Below are 22,281 nucleotides of genomic sequence, written 5' to 3' on the forward strand. Positions count from 1 at the left end.
TTTAGTTTTTAATCGAGTCGACCGGGTTGGAATCGGCCGCACGGCTGCTCTGCCAGAAGACGGCAACGAATGCCACCGCGGCGGCAAAAGCCCCCGAGGCCAGGAAAATGAGGGGCGAGAGCGAAATCCGGACGCTGTAATCCTGCAGCCAGCGTTCGAGCAGGTACCACGCCACGGGCACGGCGATGACGAACGCTGCGCCGACCAGCCGCATGAAGTTGCCCACCAGGCGCTTGAGCACCTCACCGCGCGTCGAGCCGAAGACCTTGCGGACGGCGACCTCCTGCTCCTTTTGCTGGATGTAGTAAGTCGACATGGCCACCAGACCGAGCGCCGAGATCAGGATCGCCACGAGCGTAAAGATGCCGACGATGTGCAGGATGCGCCGCTGCTGGGCATAGTCGGCTTCGATTTCCTGCTCGATATACTCCGCCCCGGTAAAGACCGCACCGTCGGAAATACGTTCGAATACCGATTTGACCGTATTGTAGGCCGCGGTTTTGTCCCCGCGGATTTTGACCAGGATATTCCAGGGATACGCCTTTTTCAGGAATTCCTCCGGCGAGTCATAATATTTCAGCAGCACGGGTTGCAGTTCGTCGAGCGCCGAACCGAGTTGGAAATCGCGGTAGACACCGGCGATATCGTAGTTGTAGGTGTAATTTTCACCGACCTTGAAATTGGTCGCGTCTTCCGCGATACCCAACGCCTGCAAGGCATACTGGTTGACGAACAAGGCATTGTTTCCGTCCTCGCGTGTAGCGAGGTGGTTGTCGCGCAGCCGTTCCAGCCCCAGTATCCGGAAATAGGTCGAATCGCCGATGAATATCTGGAACCCGATCATCCGGTCGGGGCCATACTGCATCGTATTGTTGTTGCCCCGGTCGTGGGGCGTGCCGCAACCCAGGGCGACGGCCTCGACGCAGGGTTCGCGCAGCAACTCTTCGCGGAACTGTGCGATCTGAGGTTTTCCGGTAAAGATCTCGGTCGAGACATCGAGTATGTCGGCCGTATTATATCCCATCGGCGCAGAAATCAGGTGGCGGATCTGCAGGCCAATGGTCAGCGAGGTGGCGATCAGGACAATGGTAATGACGTTCTGGATCGTGATAAGCACCTTGCTGTAAAACATCTTGGTGCGGTGGCGGAACGATCCCCGGACGATGTCCACGGGTTTGTAGCGCGACACCATCATCGCCGGGATAAAGCCCGCAACGACGCCCAGCACCACGATAAACGCGGCATAGCAAGCCACGACGGCAGGCGTCATATCCTGCCAGACGCCGATTTTCGACCCCAGCAGCCGCGAAGCGCCGGGCTCCACCGCGGCTGCCAGGAAAAGCGCGATGACGAACGCCACAACACACAGGAATGTCGATTCGAGGATCAGTTTGAGGATGATTTCGCCGCGCGAGGCGCCCAGCAGCCGGCGGGCGGCCATCTCCTTGGCGCGAAACCCGGTCTGGGCAACCGTCAGGTTGATATAATTCATCACGGCGAAGAGCAGGATGACGGCGCCCACACCGAAAAGGATCATCACGAAGGGCCAACTGCCGTAGTTGAACCCTCCATCATTATTCTGGGATAAAAAATAGACATCGCGCAAAGGCGTAAGGGTCACATGCTGATAGACATTGCCCTTGTAGATCCAGTATATCTCTTTGAAATAATCAAGCATATCGGGTATCTTGGCCGTCAGGTCGGCACCGGGACGCGCCAGGATGAAAGTCGTCACGGCACCGGAATTACTCATATGCTCGTCATTGGCCGAATTGATATCGCAGAGGCGCTCGGCCCGCATGATGATGTCCATATTGGGAATCACCGAGCGGTCGATATCCCGCACCACGCCGCTCACAACGTACGACTTCTCCTCGTCGGGGAAGCGGATCACCTGCCCCATCGGGTTGAACGTGCCGAAAACCTTGCGGGCGAACGACTCGGAAAGCACCACGTTGTCGCGCGAGGCGAGCACCTGTTCGCGGTCGCCGTCCAGAAGCTGATAATCGAAAATCCGGAAGAAGGTCGTATCGGCAAAAAGGATCGTGGCCGAATACTTCTGCAGACCGACTTCGACGGGCTGCGTGGCGTCGGTCGACTGTCCCGACACCGCGACGGCGCAGGTCGATTCGATCTCGGGATAACGGTCGCGCAGGTATTTCTGCAGGTAATAACCGCTCGTAATGCGCTCCTCGTTGCCGATGACATAAATGCGGTCGGCCTTGGCGTGGTAGTCGTCGCACGTAAGTTGCCGAAGGGTGTAGTCGGCGATCAGGATCACGAACATCAGCGAGACGGACAACCCGAAGATATTGATGGCCGCATAGAGCTTGTTGCGCCCCAGGAAGTTGAAAAACGAGCGGAAATTGAGTTGACGGAACATATTATTCGGTTTTGACGGGTGCGGAGAAATTTCAGCGGAAAATTATTTATTGAGGATCAGCACGTCGTTCGAGCCGTAATTCTCATAGCCCGAAACGATGACCCGCTCGCCCGGCTCCAGCCCGTCGAGCACCTCGTAATACTGCGGGTTCTGGCGGGCGATGCGGATGGGGCGTTTGTAAGCCTTGTCGCCCTCGGGTGCAAGGACATAGATCCATGCGCCGCCCGTAGTCTGGTAGAACGACCCGCGGGGGATGATGACCGCCTCGGTAGGTTGCCCCAGTTCGAGGTGCAGGTAGTAGGTCTGGCCGCTGCGTATGTTCTCGGGATGGTCGCCCAGGAAGGTGAAGTCGGCTCGGAACTGGCCGCTGCGCACCTCGGGATAGACTTTGCGCAGGCGCACCTTGTAGTCGGTGCCCTGACGGTCGAAGGTGGCTTCGAGACCGGCACGCACACGGTCGATGTAGCTCTCGTCGATCTGTGCCTCGACCTTGTAGTCCGACAAGTCGTTGATCTGCCCGATCTTCTGCCCCGTGGAGACCGACTGCCCGAGCACGATGTCCAGCAGACCGACTTCGCCGTCGATCGGCGACTTGACGTTGAGGTTGCCGATGCGCTCGCGGATGAGCTGCATGTTGCGCTTCATGTTGTCGAGGTTCTCCTCCATCTGCTCGATCTGCACCGAACGGTAGAGCGAATCCTGCACCTGCCGCTCGATGTTCAGCTCGCGTTTCTTTTCGGCCAGTTCGTAGTCCTCCTTCGACTGCAACCACTCCTCGCGGGCGATCAGGGCGTTCCTGTAAAGCTCCTCGTTCTGCTGCCAGGCCCGCTTCTTGCGCGACACGTCGAGATCCAGCTGCGCCTTGTCCTGCCGCAGCGAGAGTTTCTCCTGCTCCATCGAGATCAGCGTATTGCGCAGGATGTTCTGCTTTTCGGCCAGCTCGGCCTCGCTGTTCAGGATTTCGAGCGTGAGCGACGTGTTGCTCAGCACGACCAGCACGTCGCCCTTTTTGACGGAGGTACCCTCCTCGACGACCAGCCGCTCGACGATGCCCGCTTCGAGGGGACTGAGCTGCACGGTGGTGATGGGCTGCACCTGCCCGGTGACGCGGATATAGTCGTTGAATTCACCGCGCACGACCTGCCCGACGGAAATCGTACGGGCATCGACGCGCAGCGTCGAGGAGTTGTCGCGCAACAGGAGCCACAACACGAAGACCAGGAACAGCGCCCCGGCCAGATAGGGGATGCCTTTTTTGGTAAACAGGGCGCGGATGCCCTTTTTCTTTTCGATACGGATGTCCATGTTATTTTCTGTTTTTCGTTAGCGGATCAGGGGCGCACCGTTGTAATACTCGACCAGACGCGTTTTGATAATGTATTGCAGCCGGGCACGCAACCGTTCGGAGCGGGCCTGCAACAGGTTGTTGGCGGCGGTCTGAAGGTCGAGTGCCGAAACCATGCCCCGGTCGTACTTGCCGGCGACGGCGTTGTAGGCCAGCTCGGAGGCCGCGCTTTTTTTGCTGGCCTGCACGAACTCCTTGCCGTAGCCGAGCATCTGCTGGTAGTTCTGGGCGATTTCGCTTTGCAGGGCACGCAATGTCTGATCGCGCTGCTGCTCGGCGATCCGCCAGTTGTTGCGGGCGCGGTTCGTCCTCGTGCGGCGCGAAAGCCCCCCGAAGATGGGGATGTTGAGCTGGGCGGAAAAATAGTAACCGCGGTTATCACGGAACTGGTTCTTAAACGGCTCGTACAACGAATGGTCGTCGAGGCTCATGAAGAAATTGGTCGAGTATCCGCCGCCGACATAGACCGACGGGAAAAAGCCGCCCCGGGCGACCGAATACTGGAGCTTCGACTGCCGCACGTTATAACCGGCGCTGCGGGCTTTGGGATTGTTGTCGAGGGCATAGGCGACCACATCGGAGAAGGGCGCCGTGCCGGCCGGGGTCTCGATGGCGAGAGCCGTCTCGATCCCCAGGGGACGGTCGGGCGGATAATTCATCGTTTCGGCAAGCGTGATCCTGGCCAGTTCGAGGTTGTTTTCCTGCTGCGTGAGCAGGTAGTCGTCCGAAGCGCACTGCGCCTCCTGCTCGGCCACGTCGGCAGCGCTCTTGAGCCCCAGTTCGAGCAGCTTGCGGCTCTTGGCGAGGTTGCCGGTGCTGGTTTCCAGCTGTTCACGGGCAAGGCGCACGCTTTCGGTGTAATAGACGACGTCGAAATAGGCCTGCATGGTATTGAGCGCCACCTCGTCCTTGACCCGCTGCAACTCCTCAACGCCCATCAGGCGCATCACCTTCGCGGCACGGATGGTATTGATCCCCGTAAAACCTGCGAAAACAGGCATTTGCCCCGAAACGCCGTAGTTGTTGGAAAGGTTCGAAACGTCGGTATAGGTATTGGTCTCGGGGTCGACCGAACGGCCGAAACTGGTCGTGGCGCTGACCGATCCGCTGACCGAGGGTACGAGCGCCGCCACGGATTCGATATAGTCCTGGCGATAGTTGCGGTTGGTGTAATCCTGCTGCCGCACGACGGGACTGTGTTCGACGGCATAGGCCATGCACTCGTCGAGGGTCATACGCACGACGGGCTCGGCCGCATTCGGGGCGGGGCCGGACAGGGAATCCACGGCGGGATCCGCGACGATGACAGTTTCCGTTGCCGCAATATCTGCGGCCGAAGCCCCCACGGGAGCAACGGGCGCAGCATCCGGCTGCACAGAGGCGGCGGGCAGGGATATCTGCGCCGCAGCGAGTGTCCAAAAAATTGACAGAATAAGGAGTAATAACAGTCGTTTCATCCTTGATTTGCGGGTATTGTTCGTTCGGGACATTTCGGAGCCAACCCCGTGCCAAAGAAACTAAATAACTGTATTACAAATTAATACATCATACGCACAACAGACAAAGTGTAAAAAAATTTTACACCCTTGTAAATTTTGTGGACACGAAGGGACGATTTCACGATTTTAACGCTAATTTTACCGCAAAACAATCCGGAATGACCATGGCAAAAGAGGGAACGTTACTGATCGTAGACGACAACCGCAGCATCCTGGCGGCGTTGCGCCTGCTGCTGGAAAAATATTTCGCACGGGTGCTGACCCTCCCCACCCCCAACCGGCTGGCGACGACCCTGCGCGAGGAACAGATCGACGTGATCCTGCTCGACATGAATTTCACGGCGGGCATCAACACCGGCAACGAAGGCATCTACTGGCTGAGCGAGATCCACGCCCGCAGGCCGGATATCAAAGTCGTGCTCTTCACGGCATACGCCGATATCGACCTGGCCGTGAGGGCAATGCGCGACGGTGCGGTGGACTTCGTCGTCAAACCGTGGGACAACGACCGGTTGGTGGCTTCGCTGCGCAACGCATACAATCTGGCGCGGTCGGCTCGCGAGGTGAAGCAGCTCAAGGAGATCAAGCGCGAGCTGGCCTCGGAGCAGCCGATGTTCTGGGGCGAAAGCCCCGCCATGGCGCGCATCCGCGAAATCGTGGAGAAGGTTGCGGCCACGGACGCCAACATCCTGATCACGGGGGAGAACGGCACCGGCAAGGAGATGCTGGCACGCGAGATACACAACCGCTCGGCGCGCAGCGGCGAACTGATGGTTTCGGTGGATATGGGAGCCGTACCCGAAACGCTCTTCGAGAGCGAACTGTTCGGCCATGTCAGGGGAGCCTTCACCGACGCCCGGGCCGACCGCGCCGGGAAATTCGAGGTCGCCGACCACGGCACGCTTTTCCTCGACGAGATCGGCAACCTGCCGCCCCACCTGCAATCGAAGCTGCTGACGGCCATCCAGGGCGGGCGTATCTTCCGCGTGGGCAGCAACACGCCCGTAGCGGTGGACATCCGCCTCATCTGCGCCACGAACCGCGACCTGTTCGGAATGGTAGCGCGGGGGGGGGAGTTTCGCGAAGATCTGCTCTACCGCATCAACACGATCCATATAGACCTGCCGCCCCTGCGGCAGCGCCGCGAAGACATCCTGCCGCTGGCGGAAATGTTCCTCAAACGCTACGCCACGAAGTACAACAAACCGATCGAGGGTTTCGACCAGGCAGCGGTGCGCGAAATGGACGAATACCCTTGGGCGGGTAACATCCGCGAATTGCAGCATACCGTCGAAAAAGCCGTCATCATGAGCGACGGGAGGCGAATCACCCCCGCGACACTGCTGCTGCGGCCGGCTCCGGCCGCAGTGCAGGCCCTGGCATTCTCGACGCTCGAAGAGATGGAGCGCGGCATGATCGGTCAGGCGATGGCGCGTTACGCAGGCAACCTTACCGAGGTGGCGCGGCAGCTGGGCATCACGCGCCAGACACTCTACAACAAGATCAAACGCTACGGGTTATGAAACGCGAAGGAATAGCCTACGGCCCCGTAATCGGGTACACGGCGTTGCTCATCGCCGCTTCGGGAGCACTCGGATGGGTGGTAACAGGGTCATGGTACCCGCTGGCGATCCTGCTCGTCCCGGTGATCGGGATCGCGGCATACCGCCTCATAGGACTTTACAGCGATTCGATACGCCGTGTAACCTTCATGTTCAACGCCATCGACAACGACGACTTCACGTTCCGCTTCCATGAAGACCCGTCGAAAGTGGACAACGGCATGCTCAACGCCGCCCTGAACCGTATCAAGGAGATCCTGGTGCGCGCCAAGGTACGCGCCGAAGAGCGGGAACGCTACTACCAGCTGATCATGGAGTATGCACGCACGGGGCTAATCACCATCAACGACGCGGGAAGCGTCTACCAGGCCAACGGCGAGGCGCTGCGCATCTTCGGGTTGCCGCGCATAACCCACATCCAGCAACTGGAACTGCCCGCTCCCGAGGCATACCGGGTACTGACGAAGATCCGACCGGGAGAAAAGCACCATGTGTCGTGCGTGACCGAAACGGGCGAAATGAGCCTCTCGCTGGGGTGTTCGGAGATCGTACTCGAAAAACGCCGGCTGCGCGTGGTGGTCATAAGCGACATCAACAGCGAACTGAGCGAGATGCAGATCGAATCGTGGAGCAAGCTGACGCGCATCCTGACGCATGAGATCATGAACTCGCTCGCACCGATCACCTCCCTGAGCGACACACTGCTGCATATCGACCGGACGATGAACGCCGACGTAGCCCGTGGGCTGGATACGATCTCGGCCACGAGCCGGCGGCTGATGGCCTTCGTCGAGAATTTCCGCCGATTCACGAAGATCCCGGTGCCACAGAAGGCACCCTTCGAGGTGCGGGAACTGCTGGAGCACGCCATGACGCTGATCGCTGCGGAAGGCATCCGCATCCGGCTCGACGTCGAACCGGCAGACACGATGATCTATGCCGACCAGATGTTGGTCGGACAAGTGGTGGTGAACCTGCTCAAGAATGCCCGCGAAGCGGTAGGGACACGGCGAGACGCCTGCATCGAAGTCACGTCGCGCATAGACCCGCAGGAAAACGTGGTTATCGAGATTAGCAACAACGGCGGGGCAATCCCCGCCGAAGTAACCGAAAATATCTTCACGCCTTTCTTCACGACCAAGCCCGACGGATCGGGCATCGGCCTGAGCGTCTCGCGCCGCATCATGCAACTGCACAAGGGTTCGCTGCGCCTGACGGCCAACACGGACAACCGGGTAACCTTCACGCTCCTGTTCGGATAGGTGCCTGCAATACGCCTCGTATTGCCGTCCCGGGGGACTTCCAGTTCACGGAACCATCAGGAAACTGCGCCCGCCTAAACGAAGTGCGGACGGGATCGGCATTCCTCCGGAACGGGCAGCAACACCCTACCGCGGCAGGGGCATCGAGATCGTCCGCGCATCGAGGAACGCATCGGGGAAGGATCCGTTGTTCCAGGCCTGACCGTTCGAGATGGTGAAATGGCGTCCCAGACGCAACGTATTGTTGTCGATCACCGTAACACGTGACGGCAGGTTTTCCTTCTGGATCACTACCACCGAAGTCATCGTAACCGAAGGCTTGACCTTCATCTTTCCCTCGGCACGGTAATCGGGTTTCCAGGGCGACAAATGCGCCAGCGAGTCGGGAAGCTCGAACTTGTTACGGAGCGAATCGGGAAGCTCATACTTCCCCGAGCGGGGCGAATCGGGTTTTTTCAGCCCGAACTTATTGGGTTCCTGCGCCGAAATCGCAAGGGCCGCAAGCAGGGCGACCGCCAGAATAAACATCCTTTTCATAACTATCCCTCCTATCTTTTATTTGGTCTCTCCAAAATTACAATTCCCTTAGAACACTTCCCGCAGGATCCGCACCGACTGCACCGCGCTGATGGCATCGAGGTGATAGCCGAAATAGACCAGCACGGCATTGAGAAACTCGACGCGCTGCGTGCGGTTGAGGCCGATTTCGGCCAGGCAACGCACGTCGCACTCCATCATATCGCGCAGAATACGCGTACATTCCTGTGTCATAAAACTAACGTGCTGCGGCCGAGTTTTGGTATAAAGTCCCTCTCGGATATCGAACCAATCGCCGGCCGAGTAGTCGTTGCCCGGGCAAAAACCCAGGAAACGGCTCAGGTTGGCCAGGAACCAGAGGTGGAAATTGGCCACCCCCTCGTCCATCGAATCGAGCGCCCCGACACAGTTCCACACAAAATCGAAAAGCGCCTGGTTGGGTTCGTCGTATTCCCTGACGAGGCGGTACAAAACCTCTGCCATGAAGAGCGCCATGGTCGATTTGCGCACGTCGAACGGCAGGCTTTGCAGTACAAAGCCGCCCTGCACCTCCTTGAAACGGTGCATCTGCTGACGCGACGATTCGAGCCCTTCGAACTCGACCGGGAACATCGGCTGGAAAAGTGCCAGCTTCGAGCCCCGCCCGTTGTGGCTGCGGACGCCCTGCACCATGTAGCTGCGGCGCCCCCCGGTGTCGGTCAGCAGGTAGACGACCATCGACGAGTCGCCGTATTTGAGCGTATGGAGAACGACCCCGCGCCCTTTGTACGTCTTCACCTACCCTTTGCGCACGTGAACCATCATCCACCCCTCCCTGGCAGCGGTCGCCACCGGGCGCAGGCCCAGTTCCCCGGCACAGGCGACTATCGCCGGGACGTCCTGTTCCAGGAAACCGCTCATCACCAGGTCGCCGCCCGGCTCCAGCGCTGCGGCATAGGCCGGCATGTCGGCCGTGAGGATATTGCGGTTGATATTGGCCAGGATAAAGCCGTAATGCCGTCCGGCGATGCGGCGCACGTCGCCCAGCATCGGTTCGATGCGGTCGGCGACGCCGTTCGAAGCGATGTTCTCGCGGCAGTTGGCGTCGGCCCAGTCGTCGATGTCGACCGCATCGACATGGGCGGCACCGCATTTGGCAGCGACGATCGACAGCACACCCGTACCGCTGCCCATATCGAGCCCGCGACGGCCTGCGACGCCCAGGTCGAGTACGGCACGCGACACGAGCCAGGTGGTCGCGTGGTGCCCCGTGCCGAACGACATCTTGGGCATGACGACCACCTCCATCACCCCTGCGGGGGCAGGCTCATGGAAAGGCGCCCGGATCAACAGGCGCCCTTCGACGTCCACAGGCGGGAAATTGCTCTCCCAGACGGCGTTCCAGTTCTGCGTCTCGATGGCGATATAGCGTCCCTGCACGCCGTAATGCGCCAGCAAGGCGTCGACCTCGCCCTTACAGTCAGCCAGCTGCTCCTGAGGGATATAGGCCTTGAGCGTCCCCGCATCGGCCTCGAAACTCTCGAAGGGATAGTCGGCCAGCTCGGCGGTCAGGATCTCGGCCTGCAGGTCGTCCGAAAAGGCAATATTCAAGGATATATAGTTCATATTATGTAAAATTTACGTATCTTCGCCCGTACAAAGTTAACGATAATCTCGGAAATAAGGCAGGAAAAGGATGGCAGAAAACACGAAAAAGTGGGAAGAGACGGGACGACGTTACCGTACTTATATCAAACTCGAAAAACGCCTCTCGGAGAATACCGTCGAATCGTATATGCGCGACCTGCGCCAATTCGCCCATTTCATCCTGCGCCAATACGACGTGACGCCCCGCAAGGTCGAGCGGACGATGATCGAACGCTACATGGGCTGGCTTTTCGAGCGCGGCCGCGAAAAGACCTCGCAGGCCCGCTGCCTGTGCGGCATCCGCAGCTTCTTCAATTTCCTGCTCATAAGCGACCAGATCGAGGCGTCGCCCGCCGAATTCGTCGACACGCCGAAATTCGGGAGGCACCTGCCCGACGTCCTCACCACCGCAGAGATCGACCGCATCATCGCCACCGTGGACACGCGCACGACCAAGGGCATACGCGACAGCGCCATGCTCGAAGTGCTCTATTCGTGCGGGCTTCGCGTCTCGGAGCTCACCTCGCTACGGCTTTCCGACCTCTTTTTCGGGGAGGGCTACATCCGCGTCATCGGCAAGGGCGACAAGCAGCGGCTGGTGCCGATCAGCACCGTCGCACGCGACAAGATACAGCGCTATCTCGAAGAGCGCCGCAGCGCACGTTCGGGCGAAGAGGTCGTATTCCTCAACAACCGGGGCGGGCAGCTTACGCGCGTGATGGTCTTCACGATCCTGAAACAGGCCGCCCAACGCGCCGGCATCGACAAACACATCAGCCCGCATACGTTCCGGCACTCGTTCGCCACGCACCTGCTCGAAGGGGGCGCCAGTATCCGGCAGGTACAGGAGATGCTCGGACACGAAAGCATCCTCACCACCGAAATCTATACGCACCTCGACAGCGACCACCTGCGCCATACGCTCGAAGAGCACCTCGGGATATAGGGGAGCCGGGGCCCCGAGGACGAAGAAATGTGCCCCGCATGAAAAGTCCGTAAAAATGCAGTTCAAACCGCATTTCCAAGCATAAATATACTTTTTGTGCATATATGCGGACTGTTTTCCGGATAAGATGGCTTAATTTTGTACGGATTTGAAATACAATTTTAACCTAATAATAACCCGAAGTATGAAGAAAAACATTCTCCTGACCGCTGCCGCCCTGGTGACGACCCTTGCCGGCGTAGCGCAATGGCAACCCGCGGGCGACCGTATCCGCACCCAGTGGGGCGAAAAGCTCGATCCGCAGAACGTATTGCCCGAATACCCGCGTCCTCAGATGGTACGCGGCGACTGGCAAAACCTCAACGGCCTGTGGGACTATGCGATCCTGCCCATAGGACAGACCCCCGACAAATTCCAGGGACAGATCCTCGTGCCGTTCGCCGTGGAGTCGAGCCTCTCGGGCGTAGGGAAAAGCCTGGGTAAGGATAACGAACTCTGGTACAACCACAGCTTCACGGTACCCGCGAAATGGAACGGCAAGCGCGTGCTGCTGCACTTCGGCGCCGTAGACTGGAAAGCCGACGTCTGGGTGAACGGCGTCAGCGTAGGCAGCCACACGGGCGGCTATACGCCGTTCGAGTTCGACATCACGTCGGCCCTGAAAAAGGGTGCCAACGACATCCGGGTTCGCGTATGGGATCCGACCGACGACGGCTACCAGCCGCGCGGCAAGCAGGTGAACCGCCCCGAGGGCATCTGGTACACCCCCGTGAGCGGCATCTGGCAGACGGTATGGCTCGAAGCAGTGCCCCAGCAATATATCAAGCAGGTGAAGACAACGCCCGACCTCGACCGCAAGTCGTTCCGCATCGAGGTTCCTGTTTGCGGCGCACAGCCCGAAGACCGCATCGAAGTGGCGCTTTTCGACGGCGACACGCAGGTCGCCAAGGGCAGCTCGCTCAACGGCGCCGCCGTGGAACTGTCCGTCGCCGAGCCCAAACTCTGGAGCCCCGAGTCACCGTTCCTCTACGACATGAAGGTAAGCCTGGTACGCAACGGCAAGAAAATAGACGAAGTGGAAAGTTACACGGCCATGCGTAAATTCTCGATCGGCCGCGATGCCGACGACATCGTCCGCCTGGAGCTGAACAACGAGCCGGTATTCCAGTTCGGCCCGCTGGATCAGGGCTGGTGGCCCGACGGCCTCTATACAGCCCCCTCGGACGAGGCGCTGGCATTCGACGTCATCAAGACCAAGGATCTGGGTTACAACATGATACGCAAACACGTAAAGGTCGAGCCCGCACGCTGGTACTACCACTGCGACAAACTCGGCATGATCGTATGGCAGGACATGCCCAGCGGCGACCGCGGCCCGCAGTGGCAGATGCACAACTATTTCACGGGCGAGGAGAAGCACCGGTCGGCAGAATCGGAGGCCAACTTCCGCAAGGAGTGGAAAGAGATCATCGACTACCTCTACTCGTCCCCCTCGATCGGCGTATGGGTTCCCTTCAACGAGTGCTGGGGACAGTTCAAGACCCAGGAAATCGTAGAGTGGACGAAGGCTTACGATCCTTCGCGCCTGGTCAACCCCGCCAGCGGCGGCAACCATTACCTTACGGGCGACATCCTCGACACGCACCACTACCCCAACCCGCGCCTGACGCTGCTCGATACCAACCGCGCAACGGTGCTGGGTGAGTACGGCGGCATCGGCTTCGTGATGAAGGGGCACCTCTGGGAACCCGACCGCAACTGGGGCTATATCCGCCTCAACTCGCCCAAGGAGGTGACGGACGAATACGAAAAGTATGCGGAAATGCTCTACAAGCTGATCGGCCGCGGATTTTCGGCAGGCGTATACACGCAGACTACCGACGTCGAAATGGAGGTCAACGGACTGATGACCTACGACCGCAAGGAGATGAAGGTCGAACCGGAACGTATCCGCAAGATCAACCAGAAACTCTGCAACGCACTGGGTAAATAGGCATCCGGCCTCAAAATACGAGGAGCTTCCCGACAGGGGAAGCTCCTTTTTGTTTTCATCTACCGGCGGCAAGCATCCGTACGATAACCACGCATACGGGGAGGGAAAGTATCCCGGTCAGAGGATGCGGCGGATCTGCGACGCCGGGGTCAGGCACAGCGTGCCGTAATCCAACCCTGAAATGACCGTGAGGCCGCAACGACGGCCGGGAGCTATTTCGCCGAGTGCATCCTCCATACCCAATGCCTGTGCACCGCCCCCGGCAGCCCAGGCGAGCAGTTCGGGAAGCGGGATGCCGGGGAACATACGCATTTCTTCGAAAACCGAAAGCCGGTCGTTCGAAGCCAGCGAGTCGGTTCCGAGGCAAATATTGAGGCGATTGCGGCGTAACAGCTCCACAGGGGGTTCGAGGCCGGAGATATAGCGGTTTGAACGGGGGCACAGGCACCACCATACGGGCGCCGTAAAATGGCCCATAACGATGTCTATGTCGCGCTGCGTTATGCAGCAGTCATGCACCAGGGTCACGCGGCGGTCGTGCGGCACGCAGGCCACGAGACGTTCGGCCGGGGAGCCGTAATGCAGGAAATCGCAGGAGAAACCGGCCTTCGCGTACCACTCCCACAGCGGGCCGCGGTGTTCGAAGAGCGCCGCTTCGCCGGGAGATTCCATGAAATGGATCGAAAGCGGGGCATCGCCCCGGGCAGCGATCGCACGCAGGGGGGCATCCTGCACTGAATAGAGCGAATGGGGGGTCAGCGAGGTTTGCGGATGGCGGAGCAGAGGCAGCATGTGCTCGGCCGACGCGGCGCGCAGGCCGAAAAACTCGACGAAAGTATGGTAAGCAATACGGCTGCGCGATTTTACGGCGAAAGCGGTATCCCCGTTCGAAATATCGCCTACGGCTTGGATCCCGGCCTGCCACATGGCGGCATCGGCGGCTTCGACGGCTTGTGCTCGCTGTTCGGCGGAGAAGCGCTCCCGCACCTGCGACATGGCACCGGCAAACCCCGCAAAACCACACCGTTCGGGGATCGCCCCCAGCAAATAGGAGAGTTCGAGGTGGCAGTGGGCATTGACCAGTCCCGGAGCGAGCACCCCGGCATAGAACTCGGTGCCGGGACACCGGTCGGGCTCGGGACACGTCACGACGGAGAGGATACGGCCGTCGGCCGCAACCCCGACCAGGGGATTGCGGAGCAGACCCTGCGGTGTCCAGAGCAGGTTAGAGGCTATCCGCCTGGATGGCTGCGCGGAGGAATTCATCGGCAAAGATTCGCAGGTCGAGTTGTTGCCGGTAAAGGCTGTCGACGGCAACGGACGTCGTGGGAATGTAGTCGATTTCGAGGCCGGTCACCGTCACCGAGGGACGCAGGGGCTTCTCGCGGAAATCCAGGAAATCCAGGTGAAGGCACCGGTGGGTAGTATCGACCGTGAAACGGCGGGTGAAATTCTCCGTCCGGTTACGGCGCAGCGTCGTGGAATAGACGCTACTGCGCCCGCCGTCCCTGTTTTCGAGCCAGACGACGCCCCGCAACCCCTTTTCGTTCCGGTCGAGCGAGTCGACGAGGTATTTGAGCCGCAGTTCGTACTCGCCGGGCTGCACGTCGACGGCGATCCGCAGGCGCGCCGTATCGCGCAGTGCCCCCACGCGGATCAGCGAATCGGCATAGACCGTACGCGTGAAAGTACGGCGGGCCACGTTGTCGATCGTATCGAGCACGGCAACCTCACGGTCGTAAAATTTACCCTCGGCTTCGAGTTTATCGATCGCCATCTCGACGACGTCGCCCAGACGGGCGCTCTTGCGCTTCGAAAAGTTCCCGATCGTATAGTAGACATCGCGGGTCGTATAGCCATAGCGGGCGAAGATCGGTTCGTAGATGTTCAGCGAGTCGATATTGACCCGCACGTCGCCGATATAGGCGTTCGTGAGGAAGGCGTCGTGGAAGATCTGCGCCAGTTTCTCATCGGGGATAATCTTGTGGCGGGTACAGGCGGCGCCTGCAAGCAGCAGGAACGCGCAGAGCGATATACGGAAAATGCGTTTCATAATCAGGCATTATGTTTCACCATGCTGCGCACGGTAATGTTCGAAATAACATAGGCGACAAGGCCGAAGGCCACCAGCACGGCCAGCAGGTCGCCCGGGCGGAATTCGACGGGATAGCTCTTGGCAAGAAGCGTTTCGGCCGGGATTTCGATCAGGCCGAAGTGCTGCTGCAAAAGACTCAGCCCGACGCCCAGCAACGCCCCGCACGCAGCGCCGAGGCCGCAGATGAGCAACCCTTCGCTGCGGAAAATAGCCCGCACGAGCGACGTGTCGGCTCCCAGCGCACGCAGGGTCACGATGTCGCGCCGCTTGTCGACGATCAGCATCGCCAACGCCCCGACGACCGAGAACGACGCGATGACCAGTACCAGCAGCGAAATGAAGAAAATACCCCATTTCTCATAGGTCATGATCCGGTAGAAGGAGGCCCGCAGTTCGTGGCGCGTGCGGACGCGGTAATCGTCACCCGACAGCCGCGCCAGAGCCCGGCGCACCTGCTCCGCATCGGCGCCCTCGCGCAGGCGGACGACAAGCCCCGAAACACGGCCGGGATGGCTGAAAAGTTCCTGTGCCAGCCGCAGCGACGCCAGGACATACGTCCGCTCCGTCTCCAGGTCGAGCGAATAAACCCCGCCGAGGGGCACCGTCCGCCGCGTATAGTTGTCGAAAGGCAGCAGCGAGGAGAACGAACCCCGGCGCACGGCGTAGACATTGACATCGGCATCGGCAAGCGAGCGGATGCCCAGCATATAAGTCATCGACTGCCCCATGACGAGGCGTTCGATATCCCCCAGGCGCACCCGGTATTCGCCCGCGGAAACGACGCTGTCGAGCGGAAACACCGCGGCATACGCATCGTCGACGCCTCGCACCGTCGCCGTAGCCTGGCGTCCGGCATGTTCCAGCAGGGCGCTCTGTTCGAGGACGAACGAAAACGCTTCGACCCCGGGAATCCGTGCCACGGCGGCCGTGTCTATCGCGTCGGCAGGAAAAGTCTGCCCCAGCCGCGCCGAGACGGTCAGGTCGGCGTCGAAGGCCGAATACATCGACTTCACGAGGCTTTCGAAACCGTTGAAGACCGAAAGCAGGATGATCATCGCAGCGACAGGCATCGCGACGGCTACCACGCTCAGTCCCGAGATCAGGTTGACGACCGAACGGGATTTGGGCGAGAAAAGGTAGCGGCGGGCGAAAAACTGCGGCAACATGACGTCGGGAAGCGGGAGCTATTCGGGCTTGTCGTGCTTGAGCGCTTCTTCGATATGCTCGATGTATTCGAGCGAATCGTCGAGGAAGAACTGCAACTCGGGCACATTCTTGACCTGGTTGCGGATCCGCTGCCCGAGGGCTCTGCGGATAAACCAGTTCTGATGCTCGATCTCCTTCATCGTCGCGGCACTCCGGTCGAAGGGGAAGATGCTGACGTAGACCTTGGCATAGCCGAAATCGGGCGAGATACGCACGGCCGTGACCGTGACGAGCGCCCCGCGGACGATGCCGGCCCCCTCCTTCTGGAAGATCTCGGCCACGTCCTTCTGTATCTGTTTGGCGATTTTTTGCTGTCGTGTGGTTTCCATGGCTTGAATATTTATAATCCGTATTTGAAGACTTCGCGGTTCTTTTCGCGTTTGGGACGCGGTTTCCAGGTCGAGAAGCCCTCCTTGTTGAAGCGGTAGCTCAACCCCACCGAAATAGTGAGGTTGTCCAGCGGCGAGCGCATGGGCGTCGTCCAGAACGGGTTTTCGGAACCGTCGATGCCGTTGTCCGCATACTTGTTGCGGTTGCGGACGACGTCCGAAAGCCCGAAGTAATAACGGGCGCGGACATTGATCTCGAAGCGGCGTATCAGAAAGGCGATACCGCCGCCGCCCGCAAGCCCGTAGCCCCAGCGGCTGTCGCGGGCCGTCTTGTAGTTGTAATCCCCCTTCCAGTCGGCCATTCCCGATGCCTTGGCACTCTCATCCTCGTAATCCGACGAAAGCTGGTAGGAAAAGGTGGCCGCAGCTTCGAGGTAAACGCGCACACGGTGGCGCAGCATATAGATATGGGGCTGCCAGACGATAGGCAACATGACCGAATTGATATGGCGCGTATAGTAACGGAAATCCTTCGGCTCCTCGACCAGCGAGGCATTGGTCGCAAAGGAGAAGCCCTGCTGCAGGAATTCGAGGTCGATACCGAAACCGCCCACGAAGCGTTGCGTACCATAGTAGCGCCAAGTAAGGCCGGCGGTATAGATACCCCACATCCCCTTCATCTCCTGTTTGGGGTCGAAGCGGGCGCTGGCCATGCCGTAACCGGCCGTAAAACCGAGCGTATGTTGCGCCGAAGCACCATGCCAGCAGCATACGGCAGCCGCGAACAACAACAGGTTTTTGAATCGTCTCTTCATCATCGCGCTATCGGAAATTATTGAACATGCCGCCCGTGGAGTTCATGCTGTTGTTCATGCGGTTATTATTCTGGTTGTTATCGTGGCTGTGACCCTTCTTCTTGGGTTCCTTGGCGCGTTTCTCGGCCTCGCGGCGCAGGCGCTGGGCCTCACGTTCCTCAAGCGTGCGCGAAAGCGACTCCATCGTCACGGGAGCGAACAGGGTGTTCATGTCGATCGAGAACTCGACCTCCCAGTTGGCTTTCGTGGCAAAGGTGTCTTCGCCTTCGTCGTTGGCATAGATTTCGGCGCGTTCGGGCTGGCGGCGTTCGACCACATTGCCCGTGTCCCACTTGCCGTTGCCGTTCTTGTCCTCGATGACACGGAACTTAATTTCACCGGCCGGGACGAAATTGAACTGCCAGTCGCCCGTGGTAACGTCGCGCTTCTCCTGTTTAAGGGCGTTGTTGCCGTCGAGCAGCTGGAGTATGTACTTCGAACTGTCGTCCTTGCCCGTGACATGGATCTTCACCGTGGCGAACTTCTCGGGGTCGAGCACCGTATACTTGCCGATGATCGAGTCGTTGGAAAATCCCGCCACATCGGTAATGGCCCCTTCGGGGATGGTGAGGGTATATTGCCCGCCGGTTTTCCAGGGCGCACGAATGTAATAGCGGCGCAGTTGCGCCGTATCGCGCACCAAACGCACGGGAATATCCTCGATGCTGTTGTCGGGATGCGTAAGCGTGAGGAGCATGGCGGCCGAATCGAGCTTCGTAAGCGGATAGTCGAAATCCATCGTCAGATGGTTCTCGGGGTTCACCTCGCCCGACAGCGGGAGTTTGTAGGCAAAGGGGTTCTCTTTCTTCGGCTCGACCCACTCCTCGCCCGCGGCCTCGGCCTTGCGGCGGTCGCGTTCGAGCTTCTCGCGCTCCTTCTCCTGCTCTTTGGTTTCGATGAACCTCCAGGCCAGCTTCAAGGGCTCGGTGACCGATTGCAGGACATTGACCGTATCGTGCTTGAAATAGGTGATCTCGCCCTTGATCGTATCGGGGAGTGCCGACGAAGGCATGTTGAACCACAGGGCGATGGTGTCGCGCCCGACGGTCTGCGGGTCGAAAATGACCCGGTCTTCGGGGATGCTGTCGAAACGGATACGCTCGATCTGCGGGTGTGCGGCCGCGAAATAGAGCATCGCCTTGTGTTGCAGGGGCCGTTCGGACTGCGAAAGCACCTGGCGCCGGAACGCCTTGTCGGTAAACATGCGCAGGTAGAGCTGCGGTTCGGCCACGACATATTGGCGGATCGAATCGTACCACATGGCGAAATCGGGTTGCTCGCGGGGGTTGTAGGTACCTTCGAGGAAGCCTACCTGGTCGGAACCGGGTTCATAAATCTGGTTGTCGTTCTTGTCCTGGACGGCATAGACGCGGTAAGCGATCGGCTTGAGGTTCTGGGCGATGAAGATACCGTTGTTCTCGGCGCGGGCGATGGCAGCCGGCTTGTACTTGAAGATCGTCGAGTCGTATTCGGCGACGTTTTCCACCGAATCGGCGGGGAAGAACCAGATGAAGCTCTTCGACACGGAGTCGGCCTTATAGCTGTCGGCCGTATAACCCGACATGACCATCGAGTCGATCTCGGGCCCCGTCGAGAAGACATAACGCATCGAGTAGAGCGGGTTGCCCTCATTGTTATCACGGATGGCGCTGCCGAAGTTGAGCGAATAGGTCGTATTCGCCTCGAGCGTATCGCGCAACTGGATGACGACGCCACGGCCACGCAGCGAAACGAGCGGTTTCTTCTTCATCTGCGGCGAGGTGAAGAACTCCTTTTGCTGATCCTTGAGCTGCACGAACTCGTCGAACTCGATGTAAATCTTCTCATGGTTCACGAGCGGCCGGTTGGTCGAAAAGTTGTCGGGCGTCATGTTCACGATGACCGGGGGCAGCGAATCGCGCGGCCCACCCGTGGGGGTCATCATGCTCGCGCAACGGCTCAGGAAAGCCGAAACGAAAAGCAGCAGCACGGCGGCACGCAGCGTGCGGACGATATGTCTTTTGCGGATATCCATCGTTATCATTTAGTTGTATCCGAACCCTCCTGTTCCGGGTCGGCGTTCTTTTCATTGACCACGCGCCAGCCCTCCTCGACATAGAGGTATTCCGGGCGCCATGTGCGGAAGACGATCGGGAAGGTCACGGGCTCGCCGTCGAGGTCGACCTCCTGTTTCGAATAGGCGTAAACCTCGTTGGTCTGGTCGACCACGACCACCATCAGCGTCGGACTGCTCACTTCCATGCCGTAAGCGCCCGACTCCTCTTTCGAGGCAGTGAAATTGGGGTTGGAACGGGTTTGCGACGGGTCGTTCTTCGAGGTGATGACTCCGGCCGCGGCGTCGATGTACGAGGCGATCCTCCACGCCGTCGTATCGACGGCATAGGCATAGGCCTTGAGTTTCGAAGGCTCGGTCGTTTCGCCGCCCTCCTCGGCCTGCACCGAAGGTGCGATGTAACAATCGAGATAGGTCGGAGGCACATAGAACTGGTTGCGGAAAATCCAATTGCCGTCCTTGTATTCCGTCCCCTCCTTCCACGGCTTGAAGACGACGGAAACGTAGAGCTTGGGGAAATTCTCGGCGATCTCCTGTTGGGTATAGCCGTAAATCCTGTGCTCGGTATCGACCGCAACGACCATCACCGACGGTTTGTCGATCCGCATCGACAGCCATCCGGCAATTCCTTCCTGATCATAAGGTTCGGCCGTCACAAGCGGCACGGTCTGCTTTTCGGACGGGTTGTCCCGCCGCGTAATGATCCCGGCCAGGGCGTCTTCGTAAGAAGCGACCTCCCAAAAGACCGTGTCGGCAGCATGGGCAAAAGCCTGCGCCTTCCCCTCGGGAAGCAATTGGGCGACATCGCCCGAATTCTCCTGCACAAGCGGCTTGAGCACATAGTCCGTCCTGTACGAAACCTCCTTGAAACATCCCGCGAACAGCACGACGGCCGTGAACAACGCTATTAATCGTCCCCTTTTCAATGTTCTCTCTTTTTTAATTTTCGTTCGGGCGCAGGGCCTCGTACATCTCCTCCATAGTCTGCCCCGTGACCGGGTGGCGGCGCTGGCGCATGATTTCGCACAGCGGAGCCAGGGCGAATTCCCGCTCGGAGAGAAGCGGGTGGGGAATGGTGAGCCGCTCGCTTGCGATCACCTCGTCGTCGTAGAAGAGGATGTCGATATCGATCGACCGCGAGGTGTAGGCCACGCCCGTACGGGCTTTCTCGACCGCTTCGGCCGCGCGGTTGCGGCCCAGTTCCTGCTCGATGGCCTGCACGGCCTCAAGCACCTCGAGCGGTTGCAGGTCGGTGGATACCTCTAGCGCCTGGTTCGAGAAATGCTGTTCGGCATCGAAGCCCCACGGCTTGCTCTCGTAACGGTGCGAACAACGCAGCACGGCGCCCACGCGGGCGTTGATGAGTTGTTGCGCAGCCTGGAGCGTCCGTTTCACGTCGCCGGTATTGCCGCCGGTAAGAAGTACTACACGTGCCATAAGTCAGAGTCGTTTTATCATTTTGCTCACCGCAAGGGCAAAATGGGTGAATACGATCGTCGGATTGCCATTCTGCGAAATCTGCGCCAAAGCGCTTTCGATCTCGCCGATGAGCGGTTCTATGTTCTGCGATCCGATAAAAGGGGCGAATTTGGTACAGAAAGCCAGCTCCTCGCCCCAGAGGTAGCAGACTTCATTGATGCCCGCATGGAGCATGTAACTCTCGCGCAAGAGGCGCGCGGCATCCCGCAGGAAAGCACGCTGCTGTTCGCGCGAAAGCTGTGCGGCATCTTCGGCCCAGGCGACGAGTTCCAGATGCTTGTCGTTGTAGCTTAGCCGCATAAGCCCGCAGAAGAGGTCGAAATTCTCTTTCCGCAAGGCATCGCTCTCGCCGGCCACGAGGTGTTTCAGTTCCAGCAGGTCGCCCCCTGCAAGACGGGCCATGTTACGGGCTTTCACCGGATCGGCGATCCCCCGCTCGCGGGCCACACGTTCCAGGACGTCGGGTGCGATGCGCGGCACGGCGACCTCCTGTGTACGCGAAATGATCGTCGGCAACAGGCGGTCGGGCTGCTCGGAAACCAGCAGGAAAAGCGTCTTTTCCCAAGGCTCCTCCAAGATCTTGAGGATCTTGTTAGCCGCCTCCTCGTTCATCGCTTCCGGGAGCCAGATCAGCATCGTCTTATAGTCGGCCTCAAAACTCTTGAACGAGAGTTTGCGGATGATTTCGTCGGCCTCACGGGCTGCGATCATGCCTTTGAGCGTCTTGCCCAGGTCGAGGCGTTCGTACCAGTCCTGCGCCGAGAAATAGCCGCCGTTTTCGGAGAAAACCGCGCGGAACAGCGGCAGGAATTCATCGCTGCGCATCACCTCGCCGGATTTCTTCCCCTGCTTGTTGACCGGGAAAACCAGGTGCAGATCGGGGTGCGCCAACGCAGCGATCTGCCTGCAGTCGGGACACTCGCCGCACGAATCGCCGTCATGGCGATGGTGGCAGCAAAGGTATTGCACATAGGCCACGGCAAGGGCGAGGGCACCCGCACCCGCCTGCCCTGTGAAGAGTTGGGCATGGCTCACCCGCCCTGCATCGACACTCTGCACCAGATGCCGTTTCAGATCCTCCTGTCCCGTTATGTCTGCAAAACGCATATCTT

General features: G+C 59.5%; 19 protein-coding genes. 4 read left to right on the plus strand and 15 right to left on the minus strand.

Annotation, left to right across the window (positions count from 1 at the left end):
- Position 1 precedes the first annotated feature (1 nt).
- The 3 genes from B3C38_RS08070 to B3C38_RS08080 are packed head-to-tail and all read right to left on the minus strand — an operon-like array spanning position 2 to position 5,185.
- Positions 2 to 2,383, minus strand: a complete 2,382-nt coding sequence (locus B3C38_RS08070) for an ABC transporter permease (protein WP_286726598.1) — start codon at positions 2,381 to 2,383, stop codon at positions 2 to 4.
- A 42-nt stretch (positions 2,384 to 2,425) separates the two neighbouring features.
- Positions 2,426 to 3,688: an efflux RND transporter periplasmic adaptor subunit gene (locus B3C38_RS08075; protein WP_286726600.1), complete on the minus strand. Its 1,263-nt coding sequence runs from the start codon at positions 3,686 to 3,688 to the stop codon at positions 2,426 to 2,428.
- 18 nt (positions 3,689 to 3,706) lie between these two features.
- Positions 3,707 to 5,185 carry a TolC family protein gene (locus B3C38_RS08080; RefSeq protein WP_286726601.1) on the minus strand — a complete coding sequence of 493 codons (1,479 nt, stop codon included), beginning with the start codon at positions 5,183 to 5,185 and terminating at the stop codon, positions 3,707 to 3,709.
- A 206-nt stretch (positions 5,186 to 5,391) separates the two neighbouring features.
- Here B3C38_RS08080 and B3C38_RS08085 point away from each other — a divergent pair, with 206 nt between their 5' ends.
- Positions 5,392 to 6,750 carry a sigma-54-dependent transcriptional regulator gene (locus B3C38_RS08085; protein ID WP_149873683.1) on the plus strand — a complete coding sequence of 453 codons (1,359 nt, stop codon included), beginning with the start codon at positions 5,392 to 5,394 and terminating at the stop codon, positions 6,748 to 6,750.
- Entirely contained in the window at positions 6,747 to 8,051 is a 1,305-nt protein-coding gene (locus B3C38_RS08090; RefSeq protein ID WP_055201747.1) for a sensor histidine kinase, read from the plus strand. The genes B3C38_RS08085 and B3C38_RS08090 overlap by 4 nt, the downstream gene beginning before the upstream one ends.
- Before the next feature lie 126 nt (positions 8,052 to 8,177).
- Here the strand turns inward: B3C38_RS08090 and B3C38_RS08095 are convergent, their stop codons facing one another.
- The 3 genes from B3C38_RS08095 to prmA are packed head-to-tail and all read right to left on the minus strand — an operon-like array spanning position 8,178 to position 10,193.
- Positions 8,178 to 8,588: a hypothetical protein gene (locus B3C38_RS08095; RefSeq protein ID WP_229107526.1), complete on the minus strand. Its 411-nt coding sequence runs from the start codon at positions 8,586 to 8,588 to the stop codon at positions 8,178 to 8,180.
- 48 nt (positions 8,589 to 8,636) lie between these two features.
- On the minus strand, positions 8,637 to 9,365 hold the full coding sequence (recO, locus tag B3C38_RS08100) for a DNA repair protein RecO (protein WP_055201743.1): 729 nt from the start codon (positions 9,363 to 9,365) through the stop codon (positions 8,637 to 8,639).
- Positions 9,366 to 10,193 carry a 50S ribosomal protein L11 methyltransferase gene (gene prmA / locus B3C38_RS08105; protein ID WP_022332540.1) on the minus strand — a complete coding sequence of 276 codons (828 nt, stop codon included), beginning with the start codon at positions 10,191 to 10,193 and terminating at the stop codon, positions 9,366 to 9,368.
- A gap of 70 nt (positions 10,194 to 10,263) precedes the next feature.
- On the opposite strand from prmA, the gene xerD reads away from it, so the two are divergent.
- Complete coding sequence (xerD, locus tag B3C38_RS08110) at positions 10,264 to 11,160, plus strand: site-specific tyrosine recombinase XerD (RefSeq protein WP_022332539.1); 897 nt, start codon at positions 10,264 to 10,266, stop codon at positions 11,158 to 11,160.
- Positions 11,161 to 11,344: 184 nt separating this feature from the next.
- Positions 11,345 to 13,153 carry a glycoside hydrolase family 2 protein gene (locus B3C38_RS08115; RefSeq protein ID WP_022332538.1) on the plus strand — a complete coding sequence of 603 codons (1,809 nt, stop codon included), beginning with the start codon at positions 11,345 to 11,347 and terminating at the stop codon, positions 13,151 to 13,153.
- Positions 13,154 to 13,270: 117 nt separating this feature from the next.
- On the opposite strand, the gene B3C38_RS08120 is transcribed toward B3C38_RS08115, so the two are convergent.
- Genes B3C38_RS08120 through B3C38_RS08160 form a run of 9 tightly spaced genes read right to left on the minus strand, consistent with a single transcriptional unit; the run spans position 13,271 to position 22,276 of the window.
- Positions 13,271 to 14,419, minus strand: coding sequence for an amidohydrolase family protein (locus tag B3C38_RS08120; RefSeq protein WP_022332537.1), 1,149 nt, complete (start codon positions 14,417 to 14,419; stop codon positions 13,271 to 13,273).
- Positions 14,379 to 15,206: a lipoprotein gene (locus B3C38_RS08125; protein ID WP_022332536.1), complete on the minus strand. Its 828-nt coding sequence runs from the start codon at positions 15,204 to 15,206 to the stop codon at positions 14,379 to 14,381. Before B3C38_RS08125 ends, B3C38_RS08120 begins: the two co-directional genes overlap by 41 nt.
- 2 nt (positions 15,207 to 15,208) lie before the next feature.
- Positions 15,209 to 16,414, minus strand: coding sequence for an FtsX-like permease family protein (locus B3C38_RS08130; protein WP_022332535.1), 1,206 nt, complete (start codon positions 16,412 to 16,414; stop codon positions 15,209 to 15,211).
- A gap of 18 nt (positions 16,415 to 16,432) precedes the next feature.
- Entirely contained in the window at positions 16,433 to 16,783 is a 351-nt protein-coding gene (gene rbfA / locus B3C38_RS08135) for a 30S ribosome-binding factor RbfA (RefSeq protein ID WP_018695498.1), read from the minus strand.
- An 11-nt stretch (positions 16,784 to 16,794) separates the two neighbouring features.
- A complete protein-coding gene (locus tag B3C38_RS08140; RefSeq protein WP_055201731.1) occupies positions 16,795 to 17,601 on the minus strand; it encodes an outer membrane beta-barrel protein in 807 nt (268 codons plus the stop codon).
- 4 nt (positions 17,602 to 17,605) lie between these two features.
- Entirely contained in the window at positions 17,606 to 19,651 is a 2,046-nt protein-coding gene (locus tag B3C38_RS08145) for an Ig-like domain-containing protein (protein ID WP_117507535.1), read from the minus strand.
- 5 nt (positions 19,652 to 19,656) lie between these two features.
- On the minus strand, positions 19,657 to 20,616 hold the full coding sequence (locus tag B3C38_RS08150; RefSeq protein WP_237957299.1) for a hypothetical protein: 960 nt from the start codon (positions 20,614 to 20,616) through the stop codon (positions 19,657 to 19,659).
- Between the two features lie 13 nt (positions 20,617 to 20,629).
- Positions 20,630 to 21,127: a 2-amino-4-hydroxy-6-hydroxymethyldihydropteridine diphosphokinase gene (folK, locus tag B3C38_RS08155; RefSeq protein WP_117507220.1), complete on the minus strand. Its 498-nt coding sequence runs from the start codon at positions 21,125 to 21,127 to the stop codon at positions 20,630 to 20,632.
- A 3-nt stretch (positions 21,128 to 21,130) separates the two neighbouring features.
- A complete protein-coding gene (locus B3C38_RS08160) occupies positions 21,131 to 22,276 on the minus strand; it encodes an ATP-binding protein (protein WP_286726616.1) in 1,146 nt (381 codons plus the stop codon).
- Positions 22,277 to 22,281 lie beyond the last annotated feature (5 nt).

Origin of the sequence: Alistipes sp. UBA1686, from assembly GCF_002320215.1 — a bacterium.
Classification (GTDB): domain Bacteria; phylum Bacteroidota; class Bacteroidia; order Bacteroidales; family Rikenellaceae; genus Alistipes; species Alistipes onderdonkii.

Bases quoted from the DNA above. Each gene is read 5' to 3' on its own strand.
- B3C38_RS08115 (WP_022332538.1), top strand. From the start codon at position 11,345: ATGAAGAAAAACATTCTCCTGACCGCTGCCGCCCTGGTGACGACCCTT.
- B3C38_RS08145 (WP_117507535.1), bottom strand. From the start codon at position 19,651: ATGGATATCCGCAAAAGACATATCGTCCGCACGCTGCGTGCCGCCGTG.
- folK (WP_117507220.1), bottom strand. From the start codon at position 21,127: ATGGCACGTGTAGTACTTCTTACCGGCGGCAATACCGGCGACGTGAAA.
- rbfA (WP_018695498.1), bottom strand. From the start codon at position 16,783: ATGGAAACCACACGACAGCAAAAAATCGCCAAACAGATACAGAAGGAC.
- B3C38_RS08140 (WP_055201731.1), bottom strand. From the start codon at position 17,601: ATGATGAAGAGACGATTCAAAAACCTGTTGTTGTTCGCGGCTGCCGTA.
- B3C38_RS08120 (WP_022332537.1), bottom strand. From the start codon at position 14,419: ATGAATTCCTCCGCGCAGCCATCCAGGCGGATAGCCTCTAACCTGCTC.
- xerD (WP_022332539.1), top strand. From the start codon at position 10,264: ATGGCAGAAAACACGAAAAAGTGGGAAGAGACGGGACGACGTTACCGT.
- prmA (WP_022332540.1), bottom strand. From the start codon at position 10,193: ATGAACTATATATCCTTGAATATTGCCTTTTCGGACGACCTGCAGGCC.
- B3C38_RS08075 (WP_286726600.1), bottom strand. From the start codon at position 3,688: ATGGACATCCGTATCGAAAAGAAAAAGGGCATCCGCGCCCTGTTTACC.
- B3C38_RS08095 (WP_229107526.1), bottom strand. From the start codon at position 8,588: ATGAAAAGGATGTTTATTCTGGCGGTCGCCCTGCTTGCGGCCCTTGCG.
- B3C38_RS08125 (WP_022332536.1), bottom strand. From the start codon at position 15,206: ATGAAACGCATTTTCCGTATATCGCTCTGCGCGTTCCTGCTGCTTGCA.
- B3C38_RS08130 (WP_022332535.1), bottom strand. From the start codon at position 16,414: ATGTTGCCGCAGTTTTTCGCCCGCCGCTACCTTTTCTCGCCCAAATCC.
- B3C38_RS08090 (WP_055201747.1), top strand. From the start codon at position 6,747: ATGAAACGCGAAGGAATAGCCTACGGCCCCGTAATCGGGTACACGGCG.
- B3C38_RS08080 (WP_286726601.1), bottom strand. From the start codon at position 5,185: ATGAAACGACTGTTATTACTCCTTATTCTGTCAATTTTTTGGACACTC.
- B3C38_RS08070 (WP_286726598.1), bottom strand. From the start codon at position 2,383: ATGTTCCGTCAACTCAATTTCCGCTCGTTTTTCAACTTCCTGGGGCGC.
- B3C38_RS08085 (WP_149873683.1), top strand. From the start codon at position 5,392: ATGGCAAAAGAGGGAACGTTACTGATCGTAGACGACAACCGCAGCATC.
- B3C38_RS08160 (WP_286726616.1), bottom strand. From the start codon at position 22,276: ATGCGTTTTGCAGACATAACGGGACAGGAGGATCTGAAACGGCATCTG.